The following is a 24,237-nucleotide window of genomic DNA, read 5'->3' on the forward strand; positions in this document are numbered from 1 at the left end:
GAAAGGAGAATACGGTGCTGGCACTGAAGGAAAAGAACGGACTGCTCTGGATACGTGCCGGAGGCAGGCAGGGGGATGAAGCCTATGACCGCTTTGTTCCCCAATTCGAACATATCGCAGAGCGCGAGGCCGGTACCGTCCCGATGGTGATCGAGCTCGCGCCTGACTTTTCGGGTTGGAACTTCGGAGGTCTCTGGCGCGATCTCAAGTTCGACATCCGGCATAAGGATTGTTTCGGCCGGATCGCCATAATCGGCGACAGCGAATGGGAAGAGTGGGGCACGAAATTGTCATCCTCACTCTTCCGCACCGAAATGAAGTTCTTCCGGCCAACACAGCGTAGTCATGCGGAAAGCTGGGTACAAACCGAGGAGGACGCAGCATGAGTGGCGGACATGAGGTCGATGTCGGGTCGCCTGAAAAGCGCAAGACCCTGTGGGTTGTCCTGTGGCTTAACGTGGCCATCGCGATCGGCTTTTTCGCGGTCGGGTATTTTGCCGATTCTAATGCGCTGTTGGCGAACGGCCTCGATAATTCATCCGATGCCATCGTTTATGCGCTCAGCCTGCTCGCGCTGACCCGCTCACGGACCTGGAAACGCGGGGCCGCACGTTTTTCCGGCATCATGCTGCTGATCTTCTCTGCTGGGGTTATCTTCGATGCTTACCGACGGTTTGTGGAAGGGTCCGATCCGGGCGGGATATTGATGATGGCGATGGCGTTCATCGCGGGGATGGTCAATCTCTATTGCCTGCGCCTGCTGCAGAAGATGGAGAACAAGGACGTCAATATGCGGGCGGCGACCACCTTCAGCTTCAACGACTTTATCTCTAATGGCGGGATCATTATCGCCGGCATCATTGTGATGCTGACCGGAACCAACTGGCCCGACCTCGTTGTGGGCATCGCGGTAGCTTGCATCGCTCTCTATGGCGGCATCGAGATTCTGCGCGACGCTCACATGGATAGCCACGACGATGCGGGAACCAAACACGGCGAGAAGAGGAATTGACCCTATTCGATCTTCCTGCACAATGTGTCCGATGCGCTGGCTTCGGCCGGTGTGATCGTGGCTGGCGTGCTCATTCTGCGATACGAACTTTATATCGCCGATCTGACCATCACGGTGGTCATTGGTGACTTTGTGATCTGGCAGGGCGTTACTTTGTTGCCTCGCACGGTGCGTCTCTTGATGGGCGCGGTGCCGGACGAAAGCGAGTTCGATCGCATTGTGAGCGACCTGCGTGACGCAGAAGGCGTGGCCGACGTCCATCACGTCCAAGTCTGGAGCATCAGCGAGCATTATCGCGCGCTTGAGGCGCATGTCGTTCCTGCCGAATCTTCGTTGCAGGCTTTCGAGGATGTGAAGGCGCGGGCTCGCGGTATGCTCGAGACGCGGCACGCCATCACCCATGCAACGTTCGAAGCCTGCCTCGCTGCCAACTGTGATCCGGTTATGGTCCCGGGCCATCAGGTCGAAAAGAACCAATGCCAAGACCATGATCACGACCATTGACAAGCGCGGCGATCAGGTCGGCCGCTGCAAGCAAGCAGTTTGGTAGCGCACGGCATGAACCGCCCTGCAACTCGTAAATGAGGACCGACGAATGAAAGCTTCCGATCTTATGGTCGCCGCGCTCGAGGCAGAGGGTGTCGAGTATGTTTTCGCCGTTCCAGGCGAAGAGAACCTGGATCTTCTGGAATCGCTGCGAACTTCCACCATCACGCTGGTTCTGGCCCGTCACGAACAGGGCGCTGGCTTCATGGCGGCAACTTATGGCCGCCTGACCGGCAAGGCAGGTGTGTGCCTGGCAACACTCGGGCCAGGTGCCACGAACCTGACCACACCGGCGGCCTATGCCGCGCTCGGAGCCTTCCCGCTCGTGATCATTACCGGGCAGAAACCGATCAAGACCTCGAAACAGGCCCAGTTCCAGATTGTCGACGTCGTTTCCCTGTTCACCCCGCTGTGCAAGGCATCGACCCAGATTGTGAACGGCAACCGCATCCCGTCGCTCGTTCGCGAGGGATTTCGCCTGGCGCAGGAAGAAAGGCCGGGCGCTGTGCTGCTCGAGCTGCCCGAAGACATTGCTGAAGAGCAAACGGTCGAACCTGTCATACCGCCGCATGACAGGCGCTATGCCGTAGCGGGTGACGCCGCTCTAGATGAGGCAGCGAGACGTATCCTCGCTGCACAGAGACCTCTGCTACTGATCGGAGCCGGAGCGAACCGCCGCCGCGCTTCGAAGGCGTTGCGCAAATTCGTATCCGATACGGGCTTTCCCTTCTTTGACACCCAGATGGGCAAAGGCGTGGTCGATGAAGATAGCGAGCTCTATCTGGGCACCGCGGCGCTATCGTCGGGCGATTATGTTCACTGCGCAATCGAAAAGGCCGATCTGATCGTCAATATCGGTCACGACGTGGTGGAGAAGCCGCCCTTCTTCATGGAGCCGGGCGGGCAGACCGTCATCCATATCAATTACAAGGCAGCCGAAGTCGATCAGGTCTACTTCCCGCAGCTCGAGGTCATCGGCGACATCGCCGGATCGGTCGAGCGGCTGGGAAACCGTCTGGATGGCAAGCTGCAGTGCGATCGCAGCTATTACACTGTGCTGCACCACGAGATTGCTTCGCACATTTCCGAGACCAGCGATGACGAACGTTTTCCGATGGTCCCCCAGCGCGTGGTTGCCGACGTACGCAGCGTAATGGCGCGCGATGATATCGTTGCGCTCGACAACGGTGTCTACAAGATCTGGTTCGCCAGAAACTACATTGCGAATGAACCGGGTACCATCCTTCTCGACAATGCATTGGCGACGATGGGCGCAGGCCTTCCATCGGCCATGATGGCGGCGATGCTGTCGCCGGGGCGCAGAGTGCTCGCGGTATGCGGCGATGGCGGGTTCATGATGAACTCGCAGGAACTGGAAACGGCCGTCAGGCTGGGCCTGAACCTCGTCGTACTCGTCCTGAACGATGCAGCATACGGCATGATCCGCTGGAAGCAGGACCAGCTCGGCTTTCCGGACTACGGCCTAACCTTTTCCAATCCCGACTTCGTCACCTACGCACAAAGCTATGGAGCGACCGGTCACCGGGTCGAGCGGAGCGCAGATCTTGTGGCGGTCCTGAACGCCGCATTCGAGGCGGGCGGCGTGCACCTTGTCGATCTGCCCGTCGACTACTCCGAAAACAAGAAGGTGCTGATCGACGAACTCGGCGCAAAGGTGTGCGAGCTATGAAGACGATCGTTCACAATCCGTTCGACCGCGAGCCGGTTGCAGAAGTGCCGCTTGTCGACTGGCCTCAAATCGATGAATGGCTGAGTGAAGCGCAGTTGCTCCACCGCGACCGCCATGGCTGGCTTGCCGTGCACGAGCGTGTCGCCATCCTCCGGCGGGCTGCGGATATCATGCGCGAACGAGCCGAGGATCTGGCTCTCCAGATCGTCAGGGAGGGCGGCAAACCGCTGGTCGATGCGCGCGTGGAAGCCGGTCGCGCGATCAACAGCGTCGACTTATGCGTTCAGGCGCTCAGCGATGGCGGCGGTCACGAGATCCCCATGGACCTGACAGAAGCGGGTGCGGGAAGGACGGCATATACCTTCCGCGAGCCGATCGGTCCTGTCGTGGCGATCTCGGCATTCAATCACCCGCTCAACCTGATCGTCCATCAGGTTGGACCGGCGGTAGCAGCCGGGTGCCCCGTTCTCATCAAGCCTGCGCTGGAAACGCCTCTGTCATGCCAGAGCTTCGTGAGCATTCTTCATGAAGCCGGCCTGCCCGAGGCCTGGTGCCGGTTCGCACCTTGCGGCAACGATATTGCCGAAAGAATGGTAACCGATCCGCGCACGGCGTTCTTCTCATTCATCGGTTCTGCGAAGATCGGCTGGATGCTTCGCTCGAAGCTGGCGCCGGGAACCCGCATTGCTCTCGAGCACGGCGGCGCGGCGCCGGTAATCGTGGACAGCGGCGTGGAGCGCGCAGCAGTGATCGCCTCGTTGCTCAAAGGCGGGTTCTATCATTCGGGTCAGGTCTGCGTTTCCGTGCAGCGCGTATTCGTCCCTGCTGCAGAATTGAAAGACTTCGCCAATGACCTAGGGCGAGCTGCCGAAAAGCTGGTCGTGGGCGATCCCGCCGATGCCGAAACCCAATGCGGACCCCTGATCCGAACGGAGGAAGTCGACCGCGTCGAACGCTGGGTCGATGAAGCCATTGCAGCAGGCGGCACCCTGGTCTGCGGGGGAAGCCGACTGGGTGACACTCTTTTCTCCCCGACCGTCATTGTCGATCCTCCCGAAAGTGCCAAGGTATCCCAGGAAGAAATCTTCGGCCCCGTGATCTGCGTGTATGGCTATGACGATATCGACCTGGCTATCGAGCAGGCCAATGCCCTGCCTTACGCCTTTCAGGCCGCTGTATTCAGCGATCGGCTGTCAATCGCCAATCATTGCATACAGTCTCTGGCGGGATCGGCTGTGATGGTGAACGACCATACGGCATTCCGCGTGGACTGGATGCCTTTTGCAGGGCTGCGCCGCTCCGGGCTTGGCGTCGGCGGGATCCCCTACACTATGGCGGATATGAGCATTGAAAAAATGGCCGTCTGGAACTGGCCTGCGGCGGCATCATAGCCCGTTCGACAGACCCGGGATGGCGACACGGGCAGCTTCGCACTCGTCGGCCTTTCCCGAAGTTAAGTCTCTTATGGGCGGCCGACAAAAGCCGTGCATTGGCGAGCCTGACCGAACTGGCGCACGAGGCGCGGACATCAAGGCTCGGCGGTACCCGCAAGTGCATCGATGATGCGGCAATCGCCTACAGTGTCTTGCTCGCAGGCAGCGATCATACGCCCAAGTTCCGTCCGCAACGCCTCCAGGCTCGCGATCTTGCGCTCGACCTCGCCGAGATGGCTTCTGGCCAGAGCGTCGATGCCCGCGCAGGACCGGTCGGCATCATCGGAGAGATCGAGCAATTCCCTGATGCGTGCCATGGAGAAGCCGAGATCACGCGCGCGCCGTATGAAGTTAAGGCGCGCTTCCTCTGCTGGTCCATAATCGCGATAATTGGCCCGCGTGCGTGGAGGGGCAGCGAGGATACCCTCACGCTCGTAGAAGCGGATTGTTTCGGATTTGACGCCGGTTATCCGGGCAAGTTGACCAATTCTCATGACAAAGGCTCCTGCCGCTTGACCTTGTAGTTACTACAAGGTGCATAGGGCGGATCGACGCAAGGAGTCGAGTAAATGGGAAAGACCTGCTGCGGCCCCGATGAGGCCGGTGCAAACAACAACGATCCGACATGGCGGCGCATTCTGTGGATCGCACTGGGCCTTAATGCAATCATGTTCGGCGTGGAGATCGTGGCAGGCATTGCTGCGGATTCGCGCGCCTTGCAGGCCGACGCGCTCGACTTTCTCGGTGATGCGGCAAACTATGCTATCAGTCTCGGTGTAGCGGGGATGGCGCTCGTCTGGCGCGCGCGTGCGGCTCTCGTAAAGGCGGCGACCATGCTGGCTTTCGGCCTGTGGGTGCTCGGCTCGGCCATCTGGGGTTTCTTTGTCGGGGCGTCGCCCGACCCGGGAACGATGGGCGCCATCGGTTCTCTTGCTCTGGCGGTAAATCTCGCCGTCGCCGCGATGCTGTTCCGGTATCGCTCGGGCGATGCGAACATGCGCTCGGTGTGGATCTGTTCGCGCAACGACGCGATCGGTAATATCGCCGTGCTGGCGGCAGCGATTGGCGTTTTCGGCACCGGCCGTGCGTGGCCCGATCTGGTTGTGGCGAGCATCATGGCAGGACTGGCGGTGTGGGGAAGTGCCGAAGTCTCCAAACAGGCCCGTGGCGAACTGCGCTCTACCTAAACTCCAGAATATCCCCGCGATCGGGGGTTGGAGGAAATACATTTCCGTCTACACCCTGCTATTGCGAATTAATTGCAACAGATATAGAGACCCCTCATGCATCGCATCGTCTCCGCCACCGTCCATCCGGCACTGCGGCTCATTCTGCTGGCGCTTGCGCTGTGTCTGTCCGTCACCGCGAACGCGGAAGAACCCGACGTGCGAACCACCTGGCGTCTGCTCGATTATATCGCGGTCGACTACGCCTCCGCCGTTTCCGAGGGACGTGTTGCCGACGAATTCGAATATCGCGAAATGGTGGAGTTTTCCGATGTCGTGGCGCGGCAGATCGCTGCATTGCCGGATACTAAAGACAATCAAGCACTCATCCGCCGATCGGACCAGCTGCGAGCTCTGATCGCCAATAAGGAACCCGCCGAGCGAGTTGGGCGCTTAGCGCGCGCGCTGGCAGCCTCGTTGCTGACAGCCTACCCGGTTCCGCTTGCCCCTTCGCAAGCGCCCGACCTTGACCGCGCCCGCACTCTCTTCGCGCAGAACTGCGCCTCGTGTCACGGCGCCGCCGGAAGTGCGCCACCGGCCGCAATGCAGGCACTTGATCCCCCGCCGATCGACTTCACCGATATCGACCGGGCGCGGCAGCGCAGTGCGTTCGGGCTTTACCAGGTCATCACGCAAGGGCTGGAAGGAACGTCCATGGCCAGCTTCGCATCGCTGTCCGACGAAGATCGCTGGGCGCTTGCATTCCATGCCGGCAGCATTGCTTTTGAAGATGTGGCCAAGGGCGAGCGTATTTGGCGGGAAGATGATGGCATACGCCAGCTTGTCCCCGATCTCGAGACGCTCGCCGCGCTCACACCGGAAAGTCTGGCCGAGCAGATCGGCGAGGACCGTGCGCTCGCCGTCATGGCCTATCTTCGCGCCAATCCCGATGCGGTGGGACAGGCAAATGACGCAGGTTCGCTCGCCTTCGTTCGCGATACGCTCGATCGCAGCCTGTCAGCTTATCGGGCTGGCAACCGAGAGGAAGCGCGGCAGCTTGCCCTGTCTGCCTATCTCGACGGGTTTGAACCCCTGGAGGCCCTCCTGGCAACGCGCGATGGCGGTTTGATGCGGGAGGTAGAACAGGCGCTCGGGCAATTCCGGGCCGGAATAGAGTCCGGTGCGAATCCATCCGAACTACAGCAACTAAGGGCTCGCATCGATAGTCTGCTGGCAAGAGCCGAGGAAGCGTTGGCTCCTGAGGCGGCCAGCGAAATCTCGACCTTTCTCGGGGCGTTCACCATTCTCCTGCGCGAGGGGATCGAAGCAATTCTGGTTGTGATCGCCATGATCGCCTTTGTGAAAAAGTCGCAGCGCTCCGAGGTATTGCCCTATATCCATGGTGGGTGGATCGCTGCTCTTTTCGCAGGTGTCGCCACCTGGGTCGTAGCAACCTACTTCGTAAGCATCAGCGGGGCGAGCCGCGAGATGACCGAAGGGATCGGCGCGCTGCTTGCGGCTGTCATTCTCGTATCGGTCGGGATCTGGATGCACGGCAAATCCCAGGCCGAGGAGTGGCGGCGCTATATCCAGGAAAAAATGGGCAAGGCGCTTTCGCGCGGATCGGCATGGTTTCTCTTTGGTCTTGCATTCGTGGTCGTCTACCGGGAAGCGTTCGAGACTATTCTGTTCTACGCTGCCCTGTGGAACCCGCAGAGCAGCGGCATCATATTGGCAGGTGCCTTGTCCGCAGTCGCGCTGCTAGCGTTCATCGCATGGGTTATGCTGCGCTACAGCCGCAAACTGCCGATCACCCAGTTCTTCCGCTATAGTGCTATCCTGATTGCGATCCTTGCGGTCATTCTCGCGGGCAAGGGCGTGGGCGCTTTCCAGGAGGCCGGAGTTCTTTCCGCCACTTTCATTGCCGGCTTGCCGCGCCTCGCCGAACTCGGCTTCTTCCCGACTGTCGAGACGATCGGCGCGCAATTGCTCACGCTGCTCGCTCTGATTGCCGGATTTCGGATAAGTCGATCACCATCGGGACCGCAGCCGGCAGCTGTCGAGGGATAGGTGATCCCGGTTTGCGATCAGCGGGGTCCGGTGCCGAGACGGCGCGCGAGCCACAAGGAGGCTGTGGGAACCGCGACCCACATCGCGATCGGTATGAGACCGATTTTGGTTCCGGGCACAAGCGGCATGATTGCACTATAGGACCACCCCCAGTCGGCACCGACAGCCAGCACTTCGACCATGGCAGTAATGGCCAGGCCGATTCCCAGGAACACGACAAAACGCGAGATCGGCCAGTCTACGAGCCACGGCGTTTTACCACTGCCGACAGAGGCGCCGAGATAAGCGGCCACCATGATCCCGGCATCGCCGAACGAGGCCAGGCCGCAGCGACGTGCTGCCTCGGCAGGCGACAGACCTCCCGACTGGTAGAAAGGAAGCTGGAGCATCTCCCAGGCGAAAGCGATGAGAATTCCGAATATCGCGATCCAGAGGGCTGGATGAGCACCGCGCCATTCGCGCGATTTCTCAGAGATTGGGTTTTGATCCTGCATCGTCTTATCCGTTACTCGCGCCATCTCCGTCCCGCCCTCACCGCTCAGGTATCGAATTTGGGAAGAGCGAGGCCGCGCAGGCGCAGGGCGTTGCCGATCACCGATACCGAAGACAGGCTCATCGCTGCGGCCGCGATCATCGGGTTCAAAAGCAACCCGGTCCATGGATAGAGGACACCTGCAGCGACCGGAATTCCGAGCGCATTATACGCAAAGGCAAAGAACAGGTTCTGCCTGATGTTGCGCATAGTGGCCCGAGACAGGACGAGCGCCTGAACAACGCCGACGAGGTCGCCGCGCACCAATGTCACGCCCGCGCTTTCGATCGCGACATCGGTACCCGTTCCCATCGCGATGCCGACATGCGAAGCGGCAAGCGCGGGTGCGTCGTTTATGCCGTCGCCGGCCATAGCGACCCGGCGACCCTCGCTCTTCAACTGCTCGATCTTGCGATGTTTGTCCTCGGGCGAGACATTCGCTTCGACTTCGTCGATACCGACCTGGCTTGCTACCGCACGCGCGGTGGCTTCGCTGTCGCCGGTAAGCATCACGATCTTGATGCCGCGCTCATGCAACGCGGCAATAGCGGTGCGGCTGGTTGCCTTGATCGGATCGGCGACCGCGATAAGGCCTGCCGGTGCCCCGTCCACGGCCACGAACATCACCGTCTGTCCGAGGCTTCGGCCTTCGTCCGCCGTTGACCGCCAGCCTTCTTCGAGCGCCCCTATACGCTCCATCATCTTTTCATTCCCGATCGCGACCAGGCGCTTGTCGACATTTGCCTGGATACCTTCGCCGGTCACGGATTCGATATCGGAAGCGTCGAGAATGGCAGCGCCCCTGTTTTGAGCCCCTTCCACGATCGCGTGGGCGAGCGGATGCTCGCTTCCTCTCTCAACGGCAGCGACAAGGCTCAGCAATTCCTGCTCGTCGAAATTTGGCTGCGGTTTTACGTCGACAAGATCAGGCTTGCCCCGGGTCAGCGTTCCGGTCTTGTCGACGACCAGCGTATCGATCTTTTCCAGCGTTTCGAGCGCTTCGGCGTTCTTGATCAGGATCCCGTGCTGCGCGCCCTTGCCGGTACCGGTCATGATCGACATCGGCGTCGCCAGTCCGAGCGCGCAGGGACACGCGATGATCAGAACGGCGACCGCGTTGACGAGCGCGTAGGCAAGGGCCGGTGCCGGTCCCCAGATGGCCCAGACGACAAAACTCACGATAGCGACAAGGACGACGATGGGTACGAACCATCCGGTGACCTGGTCGGCGAGCCGCTGGATCGGTGCCCGGCTGCGCTGGGCCTCCGCGACCATCTGCACGATCTTCGAGAGCATGGTGTCCGCGCCGACCTGCGTCGCGCGCATGGTGAAGCTGCCGGTCTGGTTTACGGTGCCCCCGATCACGGGATCGCCCGCGCTTTTCTTGACGGGAATGGGTTCGCCACTGATCATGGATTCGTCGATGGCACTGCTTCCATCCTCGAGCGTGCCATCGACGGGGACCTTGTCGCCCGGACGCACGCGCAGCAGGTCCCCCGACGTCAATTCATCGAGCGGTACTTCGCGCTCGTCCCCGCGACCGAAGATCTTCATCGCGGTCGGGGGTGCGAGTTCGAGAAGCGCTCGCAAGGCGCTCGATGTCGATCCGCGCGCCTTGAGCTCGAGCACCTGCCCGAGCAGCACGAGGGTCGTGATAACCGCTGCGGCCTCGTAATAGACGCCGACCCGGCCCGCATGATCGCGGAATGCCTCGGGAAAGATGTCCGGGGCGAGGGTTGCCACAAGGCTGAACAGATAGGCGATGGCGACGCCGAAGCCGATCAGGGTGAACATGTTGAGGTTCATGGTCCGGACCGATTGCAGCGCGCGGGTGAAGAAGGGCCAGCCGCCCCAAAGCACCACCGGAGTTGCCAGCAGGAGCTGCAGCCACTGCGCGATAGCGGGTTCGATGACCTGATCGAACGGTCGCGACGGGATCATGTCGCCCATCGCATAGGCGAAGAGCGGCAGCGTGAAGAGCGCGCTCCACCAGAACCTTCGCCGCATGTCGACGAGTTCGGGATCGGGGCCCTCGTTCAGAGTGACCGTTTCGGGTTCGAGGGCCATCCCGCATATCGGGCAAGAGCCCGGCCTCGGCTGCCGGATCTCCGGATGCATCGGACAGGTGTATATCGTACCTTCCGGGACATCCTCGACAGCATCGAGGTGCGCCTTCGAAAGATACATCTCCGGATCCGCGCGGAACTTGTCGAGGCAGCGCGAGGAGCAGAAGTAATGGTCGCCACCCTCGTGTCGATCGACGAAGCGGGCGCCGTCCATCTTCACGCTCATTCCGCAAACGGGGTCGGTCGCCATACCCTCGATTGCATTGTGCCCATCGCTCATCTGTCGTTCTCCCCTAATTGGCCATCACCACGAACTGCCCCATCATGCCTGCGTCCTCGTGCTCGAGGATATGGCAGTGATACATGTAGGGAGTGTCGGGATCGGTATTTTCTTCGAACCGCAACAGCAGCCTGACCTGTTCACGCGGGTTGACGATTACGGTGTCCTTGAAGCCCGCCTCTTCCGCCCGCGGAGGCCGACCGTCCCGGTCGAGCAAGCGGAACTGCACGTTATGAATATGAAAGGGATGGGCCATCATCGATGCGTTGGCGATTTCCCATATTTCCCACTGACCCACCGGTACGCGCTGATTGATGACGTCCATGTCCATGGTTTCGCCGTTAATCGACATGCCCCGGCCCATCATGCCCATATCGAGCACGAAACGGCGGCTGCTAACGGCGAGTGAGGGGTCTGGCGCAGCAAGCGCGGCCAGAGTGGGCGGGAGCATTACTGGAGTTGACGCGCCTGAGGGGCGCATATCGAGGATCGAAAACGTGCGCCCCTGCCTCTCGCGATCGGCCCGGTTTCCCATCATTCCGCCGCCCATCATACCCCCGCCTTGCCCGCCCATCATGCCCATGGCGTTAGCAGGGCTGCTGGCAATCAGCCGGAGCGGGCGCCCTTCGGAAAGATCGACGATCACTTGTGCGCGTTCGCCTGGGGCAAGGGTAAGACTGCGAACCTCGCTTGGCGCGGCAAGCAGGCCGCCATCGCTTGCGATGAGTTGCATCGGACGATCACCTTCGAGCGAGAAGGTGTAGAACCGCGCATTCGATCCATTGAGAAGCCGCAGGCGCAGCGGACCGGCGGCGGCCTCGAAAACGGCATTGGCCGTTCCGTTCACATAGATGCGCTCACCCATCACCCCCATCATCCGCGAGTGCATATCGAGCGGGTAAACAAGGCGACCCGCGCCGTCGATCACGCGATCCTGCACGACGAGCGGTATGTCATCTACACCGTACCGGCTCGGCAGATCGAGGCGATCCTCTTCCTCGTCGCGCACGTAGATCGGGGCAGCAAGTCCGGCATAGACCTGTGGTCCGGCCCGGCGATGCAGATGCGAATGATACCAGTATAACGAAGCGCGCTGGCGTATTTCAAAGGACGGGCTCCAGCGCTCACCGGGCCGTATGAGCTGGTGCGGCCCGCCATCCGCTGTGGCGGGAAGTTCGAAACCATGCCAGTGAACGGTCGCATCTTCGGCAAGCTTGTTGTCGATGTGAAAGCGAACCTGTTCGCCGCGGCGCATTTCGAGGGTCGGGCCGAGATAGGATGCGTCGATACCGATCGTCGGTGACGCCGTGCCGGGCACGAATTCTTTCTCGCCCGGTGTCAGGGACAGGCGAAAGACACGCTCGCCCCGTTCGATCGTTCCTGCTTGTAGCCGAGGTATGGCAAGAGGATTGCTTTCGCCTCCCTGATCGAGCGACATCCTGCTTTGCGTACCGCAACCCAGCAGCGGCAGCGCGGCGAAACCCGTCGCCGCGAGGCCGGCGCTCTTGATGAAGTCGCGGCGATCCTTAAAGTCGGGCCTGTCGATACCTGGCATATTCACCTGTTTTTGCGTGGGAGGCACCGGCGCAACCGAGCGCCTCCCACCCACCGTCCTATCGCGGCGTTACCGAGGTAACGACGCTGCCTTCGGTTCCAGTACGAAATTCAAAGGCTATTCCCTCACCGACACTGACCTGTTCGAGGATTTGCGCGTCGGCTTCGAAGGTCATGGTCATCGCGGGCCATCCGATACTTTCGACCGGACCATGCTCGATGGTCACCGTGCCCGCCTCGGGATCGATGGCTGTAACCGTTCCCTCCGCGCTGGCGCTCTGCTCGCCGCCGGTCTCCTCCGCCATCGGCATTTCGCCTGACATGGGCATGCTGTCCGAGTTCGCCATGTCGTCTGACATCATGGTCTCTGAGCTGTCGTCTGCAGCGTCGCAGGCTGCAAGCGCCAGCGGTGCCGCGAGCAGGATCATGTAGGTTGGGGTACGCACTCTTCTTCTCCTTGAGGGTTGGCCGGTTTTTCCGGACGGGGGCGCCGCAACAACAGATAGGCGGCGGGAAGCAGGAACATGGACAGGAGCGGGGCGGTGATCATGCCGCCAACCATCGGCGCGGCGATGCGGCTCATGACTTCCGAGCCCGCGCCGGTGCCGATCAGGATCGGAAAGAGACCCGCAAGGATGACTGCGACGGTCATCGCCTTGGGCCGCACGCGCAGGAGCGCGCCTTCCCGGATGGCCTCGTCTACTTCTTCGGCGCTCAGATCACCGCGTCGCCGCTCCAGTGCGGCTTTCAGGTAAATCAGCATCACTACGCCGAATTCGGCGGAGACGCCGGCAAGCGCGATGAAACCGACCGCAGTCGCCACCGACTGGTTGTAGCCCATCAGATAGAGCAACCAGTATCCGCCCGTCAGCGCGAAGGGCAGCGTGCCCATGATCAGCAAGGCTTCGTCCCAGCGCCGGAAAATGAGATAGAGCAGCAGGAAAATGATCGCAAGCGTCGCGGGAACCACGACCTTCAGTCGCTCATAGGCGCGCGTCAGATATTCGAACTGGCCCGCATAGGACAGGCTGACGCCGGCAGGAAGATCGACACCCGCGGCGACGACCTCCTGCAGATCGGCGACCACCGAAGTAAGATCGCGGCCCCGGACGTCGACGTAGATGTAGCTGGTCAGTCGGCCCTGTTCGCTCTTGAGCATGGGCGGACCGTCGCTGACGGCGATACGGGCGACAGTGCCAAGCGTGATCTGTTGGCCGGACGGCGTCAGAACCGGCAAGGCCCTGAGTTCCTCGACGCTGTCCCTGATTTCGCGGGGATAGCGCACATTGATCGGATAGCGCGCCAGCCCCTCGACGGTCCGTGCGACATTGGCACCGCCAACTGCACCAGAGACGATCTGCTGGATGTCGGCAATGTTGAGCCCGTATCGCGCGGCCGCCATCCGGTCGATATCGACATCGACATAGCGACCGCCCGACAGGCGCTCCGCCAGGGCGGAACTCACGCCAGGCACGGTCTTGGCGATACGCTCCACATCGAGTGCAACGCGTTCGAGTTGATCGAGATCGTCGCCTGAAACCTTGACCCCGATCGGGCTCTTGATCCCGGTCGCGAGCATGTCGATCCGGTTGCGGATCGGCGGCACCCAGACATTGGCGAGGCCCGGCACCTGAACGACCCGGTCAAGTTCCTCGACCAGCAGATCGGGCGTCATTCCCTCGCGCCACTCCTCGCGCGGCTTGAAGCGGATCGTCGTTTCGAACATCGTCAGGGGAGCCGGATCCGTCGCTGTATCGGCGCGCCCCGCCTTGCCGAACACCGTTTCCACCTCGGGGACCGACTTGATCAGGCGATCGGTGCGCTGCAGCAGCGCCGAAGCCTCGCCGGGGGAAAGGCCGGGCAGCGCGCTCGGCATATAAAGCAAATCGCCTTCATCGAGCGGCGGGAGGAACTCGCCGCCAAGCCGGGTGAAGGGGATCGCGGTGGTCAGGAAGATCAGCGCCGCGATCACCAGCGTTGCCTTTGGGCGCCGCATGACCCAGTCGAGCCCCGGACGATAGATTTTCGTCAGCCAGCGGTTGAGAAAATTGGAATCCTCCGAAGGGATCTTCCCACGGATCAGCCATCCCATCATTACCGGCACCAGCGTTACCGACAGAATGGCCGCGGCCGCCATGGCATAGGTCTTGGTGAAAGCGAGCGGAGCGAACAACCGCCCTTCCTGCGCCTGCAGGGTGAAGACCGGTAGGAACGACAGCGTAATGATCAGCAGACTGAAGAACAACGCCGGTCCCACTTCCTTCGATGCATCGGCGATGATCCGCCAGCGTTCCTTCACCGCGAGCGCGGTATCGGGATTCTCGTGTTCCCATCGCTCGAGATGCTTGTGCGCGTTCTCAATCATGACGACGGCGGCATCGACCATCGCACCGACCGCGATGGCTATTCCACCCAGCGACATGATGTTGGCATTGACGCCCTGGATGCGCATCACGATGAAGGCCGCGAGCACGCCCAAAGGCAGGGTGATGATGGCGACAAGTGCCGAACGCGCGTGCCAGAGGAACAGCGCGCATACGAGCGCCACGACGATAAACTCTTCGATGAGCTTCGTGGTGAGGTTCTCTATAGACGCATCGATGAGCTGAGAGCGATCGTAGGTCGTGACGATCTCGACGCCTTCGGGAAGGCTTGCCTGCAAGTCGTCGAGTCTGAGTTCCACGGCTTGGATCGCGCTTCGCGCATCCGCGCCCTGGCGCAGAACGATGATGCCCCCGGCAACCTCGCCTTCGCCATTGAGCTCGGCGATGCCACGGCGCAGCTCGGGGCCTACCTGGATTGTCGCTACGTCGCCAAGCGTGACCGGAATGCCGCCGCTCGCAGTGCGTAGTGGAATCTGCCGAAAATCCTCGAGGTCGCCGAGATAGCCCGAGGCACGCACCATATATTCGGCTTCGCCCATCTCGACGATCGAGCCGCCCGCTTCCTGGTTGGCGGCCTGGATTGCGCTCACGATCTCGGCGTGAGTCACGCCGAGCGATGCCATCCGGTAAGGTTCCAGCACGACCTGGTATTGCTTGACCATTCCGCCGACGCTGGCGACCTCGGCAATGCCGGGAATCGTCTTGAGCTCGTAGCGCAGGAACCAGTCCTGCAGGCTGCGCAGTCCGGCAAGGTCGTGCCCGCCGGTCCGGTCGACGAGCGCATATTCGTAGATCCACCCCACACCGGTTGCATCGGGCCCAAGCGTGCTCGTGACGCCATCGGGCAGGCGGTTCTGCACCTGGTTGAGATATTCGAGCACGCGCGAGCGTGCCCAGTAGAGGTCGGTACCGTCCTCGAAGATGATATAGACATAGCTGTCACCGAACATCGAATAGCCACGGACGGTTTTCGCCCCCGGCACCGAGAGCATGGTCGTTGCCAGGGGATAGGTGACCTGTTCCTCGACGATCCGGGGGGCCTGACCCGGATAGTTTGACCGGACCACAACCTGCACATCGGACAGATCGGGCAACGCGTCGACCGGCGTCGTGCGCACCGCCCAGAAACCGGCCAGCGTTACCGCGACGGCGGCGAGAACGATAAACAGGCGGTTGGCGATCGAGGCATCGATTATCCGAGCAATCATTGTCCGGCCCTCGTGATAGACTCGATCCGGGGGCCTGCATCCTGCTGGGTGAAGGTGAAGCGCACCCTGTCTCCCGTCTCGAGCCCGCGCATTTGCGCCGCGCTCTTCGTGCGGAAGGTCATGGTCATCGCGGGCCAATCGAGCCGGGGCACAGGACCATGCCGCAGCGTCACCGAACCATTGGCGATCGACTGGATCGTGCCGGTGGCACCGAAGGTCGCTGGTGCGTCCTCGCCGCCGGTGGAAGCGTCATCTGCCTGATCTATCGGACGGACGTCCAGTCCGGTGAGGCTTGCTTCGGAATCGAGCAGGAACTGACCCGATGTCACGACCTGGTCGCCTGCCGACAGACCGGCCAGCACTTCGGTCCTTCCACCCGCTTCGCGGCCGATCCGGACCTCGGCGGGCATGAAACCGCCCTCGTCCTGCTTCACCATCACGATGGTTCGACGTCCGGTCCTGATAACCGCTTCGGACGGTACCAGCAGCGCGCGGCGTGTGTCCGGGGTCAGCGAGACCTGTGCGAACATGCCCGGCTTGAGGCGCCCGGATGCATTGGGCAGTTGCGCACGAACGGTGATCGTACGGCTTGCATCCTGCGCGCTCGGCAGGATAGCGATGATGGGCCCGGAGAAGCGTTCCTCGGGGAATGCGGTCAGCGTCGCGCTGACAGGTTGCCCGACGCGGACAGTCGCCGCCTGCCTTTCAGGCACCGCGGCTTCGAGCCAGATCGGTGAGAAACCGGTTATCTCGGCGAGCGTCTGTCCGGCCATGACTGTCATTCCCGGACGCACGCCGAGCGATGTGATGGCACCTCCAATCGGCGCGGTAACGGTGATCGTGGACTGCGGACGTCCATTGCGCCCTACCGATGAGATCAGGCCTGGAGGCATGCCCAAAAGGCGCATGCGTTCGCGCATGGCCTGCGCAAGTTCTTCATCACCGCTGTTCAGGACGGCCAGATACTCCTGCTGCGCTCCGCCCCATTCGGGAACCAGGATATCCGCGAGCGGCGCGCCCCGTCCAACGACATCGTCGGGCGCGCGGCCGTAGGTTCTTTGTACATAGCCTCCGGCACGTGGCTGGACGATCGCGACGTCGCGTTCATTGTAGGCCAGAACGCCTGTGACGGTTATTTCCGGCTCGAGGACGCCGTACTCGGCTTCAGTGGTGCGGATGCCGAAATTCTGCACCAGGCCGGGATCTATCCTGACGCCTGCAGTGGCCTCCTCGCCCGCGCACTTGGGCACCAGCTGCATATCCATGAAGGGCGACTTGCCCGGCTCGTCGAAGTGCTGCCCCGGCACCATCGGGTCGTACCAGTAAAGGACCTCCTCGCATTCGGTCGCACTGCCGCCCGCGTCGCTTGCACCACCTTGGCCTTCGCCGAGCTGCGAGAGACCATAGCCGGCGGCAAGACTGATGAGCGCGACCGTGCCTGCCATCATCCAGGATTTCTGGCGCGGCGACAGCCTGTCCCACGCGGCTCCCATTGCGGGTCTCATCGGCCATACTCCCCATAAGTCAGTCGCAGGTTCGCGGCGGCCTCGACGGACGCCTCTTCGCGTTGCAGAATTTCCACCCGCAGCATGGCGAGCGTTTTGATGGCGTCGATGATGTCGAGCAGATCCGCGCGGCCTGCGGCAAAGCTCGCGCGTTCGAGGTCCACGCGGCTTTCGGCAAGAGGGAGCAGTTCGTCCGTCGCGCGCTGCCATTGTCGATAAGCGCTGCGCCATGCGGCGAGATCGGTCTCGAACTGGGCTTCGAGTTCACGGAGCCGGTCTGCTCTGGCCGACTGCGCCGCCGCCGCCTCGGCGTCGGCGGCGGCTACACGCGGGTTTTGGCGCCGGTCGGCGAAAATCGGGAGCGTGATCGAACCCATCACCGAGACGACATCGCCAAAGTCGGGATCGCGCCTTCCATAGCTCACATTGACGCCGAAATCCGGACGCCTTTCCGATCGGGCAAGATCACTTCGCGCTTCCGCTTGACGAACCTGCGCAAGCGCCACGACAAGTTCCGGATTGCTTTGCAAACTTGCCCGCAAACCTTCGGGATCGAGATCGGGCGAAGGCGTGGTTCCGGTCGCGATAGCGTTCGTCAGAGCGGTATAGCGCGACAGCATGGCTTGCGCGGCCTCTCGGTCGGCTTCAATCCTGGTCCGCATATCTTCGACCTCGAGCACGGCACGGCGTATTTCGAGACTTTCGGCGGGTCTGGCCGAACCGGCGGCTACAGAACTGCGCGCGAGTGGCACGAGCCCCCCGATTTCAGCAAGTGCATCGTCGGCGACGGTCAGAGCCCGTTGGGCATAAGCCAACGAAATCCATGCCATTCCTGCTCCCACGCGCACCCTGTAACTTGTTTGACGCAACTGTGCTGCGGCAAGGTCGATGTCGGCCTCCGCCATTCCGAACCGGGCCCGACGTTTCGCGAGATTGGGGATCTCCTGTTCGATACCGACTTGGATCTGCGTTGGGAGCTGGCGATTCAGCTCGAACGCAGCCGGCCCGCTTACCGGCAGGTTCTGGATGCTCGCGCGAAGCCGCGGATCGGGCAATTCATCGGCAGCGTCGGCGATCTCGCGCCGGGCGTCCAGTCTTAGCTCGCTTGTTCGAACCTGGGGCTGGTCGCTCGTTGCTGCTCGCAAAGCTTCCTCATAGCCCACCGACTGGGCATTACTCGCCGGCGCGAGGGCCAGCAGGACCGGAAGCGCGGTCCAGCTTATTCGTTTCATGATCGTTCATCCGCAAAAGGAGCGCGTCAGACACGCGTTCCGGATCACCGGCCCGCGTCGAGCGCAGGCCGTTCATCCAGAGGCAGGAGCGCGCAGGCTTGAGCCTGCACACGGGTCATGCCGGAAGTTGCGGAGGTGGCGGCTCTGGCCCTAGTCCTGTGGCTGCGAGCGAATTGGAGACTAATCTGCTGAACTGAGAAGCCTGCGCCGGTATTTCACCGACCAGGGTCGCATCACCCCCTGGAACGAGGGGCGGGATGCAGCCGAATGCCACGAGACAATCCAGCCGAAGGTTCTTGCAAGGCACGCCGTCATGATCGTCCATGGAAGCTGCGCCCGCCATCATCTCCATCTCGGCGCAGGCCGGTTTGCCTGCATCGACCGCCTGAGGCAGGGCAGATGCATGCGCTGCCGACTGGACGAACAGCCCGCAGGCGATCAGTAGCAGTCCAAGGGTGCGCAAGACTCGCATAAAAAAGGCGTAAAGCTTTGAAGAGCGCAAGACAAGGACCTCGCATCGGGTGCGATGGTTCATCACGACGCGTGCTGCCAGGCACCCATCGAGCCCAGATATATATCGAGCTTTTCGAATCCTTTGCTTTGCAGCCAGCCCGCTGCCACACTCGCACGCATGCCACTGGCACACATGACGGAATAGGCGCGTTCGCGATCGAGCTCGGCGAAGCGGGAATTGAGTTCGCCCACGTAGATGTGTTCCGATCCCTCGATCGCGCTGCTGCGCCGCTCATCGAGGTCACGCACGTCAAGCAAGGTCCAGTTGTCGCGCTTGCGCTCGAGACGATCCTGAACCTCGCTCGTCCCGATCATCGGAAGGTTCGCCATGTCCATTCCTTGCGCTGCAGCCGGGACGATACCGACATAGCCGCCGTCGATCGAGTCGAGCCCGATCCTCACAAGGTGTGTCATGGCCGAAGCCAGCTGGTCTTCCGCCGATCCGACGAGGGCGATTGTTTCACCCTCCCTGATGAACCAGCCCGCAAACGCCGAGATCATGCCGACCGGAAGGCATATCGAACCAGGCAGATGCCCGCTTGCGTATGCAAGCGGATCCCGTACGTCGACGACATGATCGGGGTCGATTTCGCGAATGTCCGAGAGCATGAGACATTTTGGTCGCAAAATCCGTGGCGCAGGAGATGTTCCCTCGACATTCAGGCGCTCCATCAGCCTGAAATAGGGCGGTTGGTAATGATGCTCGGCGAGCTTGGCCTCGATAAATTCCTCGCGATGGGCGATCTGGAGCCGGGGATTGTTGCGACGTTCGTGGCCTATGGTCGAGAATTCCCGGTCCGCCATTCCCGAACCGCAGACCGAGCCTGCTCCATGCGCGGGGTAAATGATCGTCTGGTCACCCAGACCGCAAATCTTCTGCAGTGAATCGTACAGGAGGCCCGCGACCTCCCGCGCGCGCTCGGGATAGAAATCGGTGCGTCCGACGTCGCCAACGAAGAGCGCATCGCCGGTGAACACGCCGATCGGTCCTTCGGGAAAATCGTCGTCATGGAGGACGAAGGCGAGATGATCGTCGGTGTGACCGGGAGTTTCGAGCACCGAAATCCGCAACTTCCCGATCTCGAAAACGTCGCCCTCTCGCGCGGTGTCGGCGAAAACAATCTCGTCCGCAGGGTTTGGACCGTGCAGAACGCGGGCACCGGTCATTTTGGCCAATACCGGCGATCCCGTGATGAGATCCTCATTCCTGTGCGTTTCGAAGATATGCGTGATCTCCAGCCCTTCGGCGCGGGCACGCTCGACATAAATCTCGCAGTCCCGGCGCGGATCGATGACCGCTGCCTTGCCCTGCGAACCAATCAGATAGGAAAGGTGGGAGAGGCCGGGGGTCTTTATCTTCTCGAGCAGCATGTTTTGCCTCGTTGTTGGAGTGTTTCCGTGAGACCGCGTCGATCTAGTCGATCCCGAGTTCGGCTTTGAGTGCCGAGACATTCTCGAAGCGGTCTGCTTCTGGCCGGGCGATAGCGGGCTTGGCGTTGACCCAGGTGTTCTCACAGACGAATTCGAGCATGGCTGCCGCGAGGTCGGCGTGCCGGCAACGAAAGCAACCCTCGGCAAGACGCTCGTCGGTAATGACGGCTTCACCCGTATAGGGTTCGTCGAGGAGCCAGCCCGGTCGCGCAGACGTCCAATTCAGGCCTTTCGCGCGCTCCAGAAGATCTTCCATGGCGCGCATCTGTTCGAGAATATTGTGCAAGGCTGGTCTTGCCGTGAGCTCGAACCATGCAGGAACGCTGGGCTGCGGCTCTACAAACGCCGCCGATATCACGACGATCCGGGAAATGCGGGTCGTCGACATCGCTTCCACCAGCTTGCGGGTTCCCTCCGTATAAAGCGGAGGCGGATCGATCGCCGTAGATGGACTAAACTCTATACCGAGTGCGGAAATAACAGCACGGCAACCTTCGAGCTCGCTGCTGAAGTCGTCATTGAGTACATCGCACTGGAGGTACTCGACGTTGTCGACCCGGTCCGATGGTTCGGGCAAGGTGTGCTCGAACGCTCGAACTTCGATGCCCTTGTGAACCGCATGGCGCAGTATTTCCGTGCCGGTCTTTCCTCCGGCACCGAAGACCGCAAGGGGGGCTGCATCGCTCACAGGCTCAGCTTCCACTGTAGCACCTCATTATAAATTCGGCCGCGCGTGCCGGGCCGAACATGATCATAGAGCGGGCACCGAGGCACGCTGGCGCCCGCTCGCTCGTGTTCACGCTTCGCTGTTGCCGCAGGTCGTGTACCCCCAGAACCCGAACTCGTCCTTCATCCGAGGTCCGGCGACGATGAGTTCCTGCATCTGCAGGCCCGCGTCTCCTTCGTCATCGAGAAGGCGCGTGCGGATACGAAGCTCACCATTCGCATACTCACCCGAGGCGCTTGCTGTGACAGGGATCAGCTTGCCGTTGATCTTGATCGCCCCGCGACCGCTGTTGTCGTAGACGAACGACGGAAACGCGACCTCGGTCAGGCGAAACTGACACGTGTTCTCGGCTCCCAGCGCGGCGAGGTCCGCCTCGCTCATCGTCTCGGGCAGCATGAGGCCGGGGCTGAGATTGGCAAGAGCGCTCGCAGCACTCTCTATCGGCGCCGCCGTTGCCGGAGGATCGAGCTGTGCTTCGCGATCATTGCCGACCGCGGTATTGGTGTTGCAGGCCGCCAGCGGGAGGGCTGCAAGCGTCAGAATTGCGATCTTGTTCATTGCTGCATCTCCTCGGGCAGACGTTCCTCGGTGCGCGGACCGTTCTCCTCGATATCCTGGATGAGATATTTCATCTCGGCGATCTCGCGCCGCTGCGCGACGATGATGGCCTGCGCGAGTTCGCGAACCCGCGGATCCTTCAGGCTCGCTCTCTCGCTGGTCATGATCGCAATCGAGTGGTGCGGAATCATCGCGGCCATGTATTCGGTATCGTCCACCGTGGTCTGGCTGCGTACGAGCCATAGCGCGAGCGCGAAGACGACGGCTCCGACACCCAGGATGATGAAGTTCTTGGTCCGGTCCTTGTACATGCCCCACATGAAGAGAAGCATGACCACCATCATCATCGCGCCCATGACGAACATCATCCAGAAGCGCGTCTCGCTCCAGAAAACGTCGTCCATGTCGAAGCTGTTGGCATACATCAGGAAGAACATGATCACGGTCGAGGTCGATACCATGGCCATGAACCGCCAGTAGTTGCCGCCCCCTCCCTTATCCGAGTGGCATGTGCTTTCAGTCATGCGTTTTCTCCTTCCTTCATCATGGTCCAGAACAATTGTGCCGAGCAGCTGATGAGCGCGAAGCCGGTCAAGGCTTCGACGCCGGCAATGACGCGCAGGTGCTCGGTCGGGTAGATGTCGCCGAGCCCCAGCGTGGTCACGTTGATCAGCGAGAAATAGAAATAGTCCATCGCCCTCATCGCCGGCGTCTTGTCGAACCCGCCGAGGTCCAGTTCCGCGCCCAGCCAGAAACCGCCAGCGAAGAGCGTCGCGACAAGCAGGTGCGATGCCAGGACAAGAAGCGCGACCCCAAGCTTGGCGGAGAAACTTCCGGGTGCGTCGAGCACGCGATGCCCGGCGCCGAGGATCGACAGATGCATGCCGACCGAGGCCAGGAAAAGTGCAATGGCGAGAATTAGTGCGGCGATCATCGATGATCTCCATCGTGTGTGGCGGGCATTTCCCGCAGCGCAGGATTCCGACGGAGATAGAACCATTCGGCTCCGAACACTGCGGCAATACCTGCGACCGCATAGGCAACGACCGCAGGGTCGGTTTTGAGCTTGGCGAGGGCAAAAGCCGTCAGGACTACGCCGTCCGCCATGAGCGCCGACCAGAGGATCCAGGCACGCGCGCCTATCTCTTCCCGCAAACCGCGCAGCACGCCCCAATGCACGAGCATGTCCATTACGAGATAGAAGAACGCTCCGAGCGAGGCGATCCGCGAAAGATCGAACAGGACCGCGAGCGTGCCTGCGACAACAACGGTATAGACCAACATGTGACTGCGGATCGGTCCGCTCATGCCAAAATGGCTATGCGGGATCATCTTCATCTCGGTCAGCATGGTCAGCATACGCGAAACGGCGAAAACGCTGGCGATGACACCCGAGGTCGTGGCGGCGATGGCGATTGCCACTGTGAAATAGAAGCCAAGCTCTCCGAGCGCGGGACGCGCAGCCGCCGCAAGCGAATAATCGCGCGCCTCAGCTATTTCTGACGTGCTGAGGCTGGCACCGACCGCCGCCGCGACAAGCAGGTAGACGACCACGCATATTGCGATCGAGATGATTATGGTTCGACCGACATTCCGGTGCGGATTGATGATTTCACCGCCACTGTTGGTGATGGTGGTGAAACCTTTGAAAGCAAGGATCGAGAAGGCGACCGACGCGAGCAGCGCGTCGAGGCCCGAAAGCACGACCGGCTCTGAGAAGGCACCGTCCGAAAATCCGCTGGCCCAGATCGCCGCAATCGCGAACAGGGCGATGCCGCCGATCTTGATCGCCGACATAATGAGCGAAAATCCGCTGACCGATTTGTTGCCGGCGGCATTCACGAAATAGGCGAAGACGATGAGCGCCAGTGCCGCGACGGAAACCAGAATGCCGCTGCTCTCGAGCCCAAAGGGCCGCAAGGCATAGGTCGCGAAGGTTCGAGCGACCAGGCTTTCGTTGATGACCATCGACAGCGCCATCAGGAGCGATGCCGAGGCTGCCACGACGCCTGGTCCGTAGGCTTTCTGAAGGATCATCGCGATGCCGCCCGAGGAGGGCCAGCGGTTCGACATCTTGATGTAGCTGTAGGCGGCGAGCGAAGTAACCAGCGCGCCGGCAATGAACGAAAGCGGAAATAGCGGTCCAGCCAGTTCGGCAATCTGGCCAGTCAGTGCGAAGATACCGGCGCCGATCATGACGCCGGTTCCCATCGCGACGCCGCCCAGCAATGTTATCGAGGCCGCACTCTCGTTATGTTGATCGTCGCCATCTGTCTGCAAGTCTTTCCCCTGTCGATGTCCTCCCGTCCGAGAAACATCACGCCAGACAG

General features: G+C 61.4%; 22 protein-coding genes. 7 read left to right on the forward strand and 15 right to left on the reverse strand.

Translation table 11 applies throughout. The features are described from left to right. The first annotated feature begins 14 nt into the window (after nucleotides 1-14). The 5 genes from K3179_RS08000 (at nucleotide 15) to K3179_RS08020 (ending at nucleotide 4,639) form a co-directional block, all read left to right on the forward strand. The gene (locus tag K3179_RS08000; protein ID WP_046904065.1) at nucleotides 15-386 is read left to right on the forward strand and encodes a SpoIIAA family protein; all 372 of its coding nucleotides are present in this window, start codon (nucleotides 15-17) and stop codon (nucleotides 384-386) included. Continuing rightward, the gene (locus K3179_RS08005) at nucleotides 383-1,012 is read left to right on the forward strand and encodes a cation diffusion facilitator family transporter (RefSeq protein ID WP_008603820.1); all 630 of its coding nucleotides are present in this window, start codon (nucleotides 383-385) and stop codon (nucleotides 1,010-1,012) included. Before K3179_RS08000 ends, K3179_RS08005 begins: the two co-directional genes overlap by 4 nt. A gap of 15 nt (nucleotides 1,013-1,027) precedes the next feature. Then, on the forward strand, nucleotides 1,028-1,516 hold the full coding sequence (locus tag K3179_RS08010) for a cation diffusion facilitator family transporter (RefSeq protein WP_263435099.1): 489 nt from the start codon (nucleotides 1,028-1,030) through the stop codon (nucleotides 1,514-1,516). A 91-nt stretch (nucleotides 1,517-1,607) separates the two neighbouring features. Then, nucleotides 1,608-3,248: an acetolactate synthase large subunit gene (locus tag K3179_RS08015; RefSeq protein WP_221543373.1), complete on the forward strand. Its 1,641-nt coding sequence runs from the start codon at nucleotides 1,608-1,610 to the stop codon at nucleotides 3,246-3,248. Beyond that, a complete protein-coding gene (locus tag K3179_RS08020) occupies nucleotides 3,245-4,639 on the forward strand; it encodes an aldehyde dehydrogenase family protein (protein WP_221543374.1) in 1,395 nt (464 codons plus the stop codon). Before K3179_RS08015 ends, K3179_RS08020 begins: the two co-directional genes overlap by 4 nt. Nucleotides 4,640-4,776: 137 nt before the next feature. On the opposite strand, the gene K3179_RS08025 is transcribed toward K3179_RS08020, so the two are convergent. After that, complete coding sequence (locus K3179_RS08025) at nucleotides 4,777-5,175, reverse strand: MerR family transcriptional regulator (protein ID WP_060703638.1); 399 nt, start codon at nucleotides 5,173-5,175, stop codon at nucleotides 4,777-4,779. A gap of 75 nt (nucleotides 5,176-5,250) precedes the next feature. Between K3179_RS08025 and K3179_RS08030 the strand changes: the two genes are divergently transcribed. Next, a complete protein-coding gene (locus K3179_RS08030) occupies nucleotides 5,251-5,868 on the forward strand; it encodes a cation efflux transmembrane domain-containing protein (RefSeq protein ID WP_010240550.1) in 618 nt (205 codons plus the stop codon). Between the two features lie 96 nt (nucleotides 5,869-5,964). Beyond that, nucleotides 5,965-7,917: a cytochrome c/FTR1 family iron permease gene (locus K3179_RS08035; RefSeq protein ID WP_054522849.1), complete on the forward strand. Its 1,953-nt coding sequence runs from the start codon at nucleotides 5,965-5,967 to the stop codon at nucleotides 7,915-7,917. 17 nt (nucleotides 7,918-7,934) lie between these two features. Here K3179_RS08035 and K3179_RS08040 read toward each other — a convergent pair whose 3' ends face one another. The 14 genes from K3179_RS08040 to K3179_RS08105 form a co-directional block, all read right to left on the reverse strand. Further along, a complete protein-coding gene (locus K3179_RS08040) occupies nucleotides 7,935-8,411 on the reverse strand; it encodes a hypothetical protein (RefSeq protein ID WP_221563791.1) in 477 nt (158 codons plus the stop codon). 44 nt (nucleotides 8,412-8,455) lie between these two features. Next, complete coding sequence (locus K3179_RS08045; protein WP_221563793.1) at nucleotides 8,456-10,795, reverse strand: heavy metal translocating P-type ATPase; 2,340 nt, start codon at nucleotides 10,793-10,795, stop codon at nucleotides 8,456-8,458. Nucleotides 10,796-10,808: 13 nt separating this feature from the next. Then, nucleotides 10,809-12,350, reverse strand: coding sequence for a multicopper oxidase family protein (locus K3179_RS08050; RefSeq protein ID WP_221563795.1), 1,542 nt, complete (start codon nucleotides 12,348-12,350; stop codon nucleotides 10,809-10,811). A gap of 58 nt (nucleotides 12,351-12,408) precedes the next feature. Beyond that, entirely contained in the window at nucleotides 12,409-12,795 is a 387-nt protein-coding gene (locus K3179_RS08055; RefSeq protein WP_345722420.1) for a copper-binding protein, read from the reverse strand. Beyond that, a complete protein-coding gene (locus K3179_RS08060) occupies nucleotides 12,774-15,941 on the reverse strand; it encodes an efflux RND transporter permease subunit (RefSeq protein ID WP_221563797.1) in 3,168 nt (1,055 codons plus the stop codon). Before K3179_RS08060 ends, K3179_RS08055 begins: the two co-directional genes overlap by 22 nt. Next, nucleotides 15,938-17,434: an efflux RND transporter periplasmic adaptor subunit gene (locus tag K3179_RS08065; RefSeq protein WP_009824001.1), complete on the reverse strand. Its 1,497-nt coding sequence runs from the start codon at nucleotides 17,432-17,434 to the stop codon at nucleotides 15,938-15,940. The genes K3179_RS08060 and K3179_RS08065 overlap by 4 nt, the downstream gene beginning before the upstream one ends. A gap of 8 nt (nucleotides 17,435-17,442) precedes the next feature. After that, nucleotides 17,443-18,609, reverse strand: coding sequence for a TolC family protein (locus K3179_RS08070; protein WP_345722422.1), 1,167 nt, complete (start codon nucleotides 18,607-18,609; stop codon nucleotides 17,443-17,445). 184 nt (nucleotides 18,610-18,793) lie between these two features. Beyond that, nucleotides 18,794-19,150, reverse strand: a complete 357-nt coding sequence (locus K3179_RS08075) for a hypothetical protein (protein WP_221563801.1) — start codon at nucleotides 19,148-19,150, stop codon at nucleotides 18,794-18,796. A gap of 62 nt (nucleotides 19,151-19,212) precedes the next feature. Beyond that, entirely contained in the window at nucleotides 19,213-20,562 is a 1,350-nt protein-coding gene (locus K3179_RS08080) for an MBL fold metallo-hydrolase (protein WP_221543380.1), read from the reverse strand. Nucleotides 20,563-20,605: 43 nt separating this feature from the next. Beyond that, nucleotides 20,606-21,310 (reverse strand): NAD(P)-dependent oxidoreductase, encoded by a 705-nt coding sequence (locus K3179_RS08085; RefSeq protein ID WP_221563811.1) that lies wholly within the window; start codon nucleotides 21,308-21,310, stop codon nucleotides 20,606-20,608. 108 nt (nucleotides 21,311-21,418) lie between these two features. Continuing rightward, on the reverse strand, nucleotides 21,419-21,907 hold the full coding sequence (locus K3179_RS08090; RefSeq protein ID WP_054527895.1) for a DUF6692 family protein: 489 nt from the start codon (nucleotides 21,905-21,907) through the stop codon (nucleotides 21,419-21,421). Next, nucleotides 21,904-22,431, reverse strand: coding sequence for a DUF305 domain-containing protein (locus K3179_RS08095; protein ID WP_202389005.1), 528 nt, complete (start codon nucleotides 22,429-22,431; stop codon nucleotides 21,904-21,906). The genes K3179_RS08090 and K3179_RS08095 overlap by 4 nt, the downstream gene beginning before the upstream one ends. Further along, nucleotides 22,428-22,841, reverse strand: a complete 414-nt coding sequence (locus K3179_RS08100) for a potassium channel family protein (protein ID WP_119511733.1) — start codon at nucleotides 22,839-22,841, stop codon at nucleotides 22,428-22,430. Before K3179_RS08100 ends, K3179_RS08095 begins: the two co-directional genes overlap by 4 nt. Then, the gene (locus K3179_RS08105; protein ID WP_221563812.1) at nucleotides 22,838-24,187 is read right to left on the reverse strand and encodes an APC family permease; all 1,350 of its coding nucleotides are present in this window, start codon (nucleotides 24,185-24,187) and stop codon (nucleotides 22,838-22,840) included. Before K3179_RS08105 ends, K3179_RS08100 begins: the two co-directional genes overlap by 4 nt. Nucleotides 24,188-24,237: the final 50 nt, after the last annotated feature.

The sequence above is a fragment of the Qipengyuania intermedia genome, assembly GCF_019711615.1.
Classification (GTDB): Bacteria; Pseudomonadota; Alphaproteobacteria; order Sphingomonadales; family Sphingomonadaceae; genus Qipengyuania; species Qipengyuania intermedia.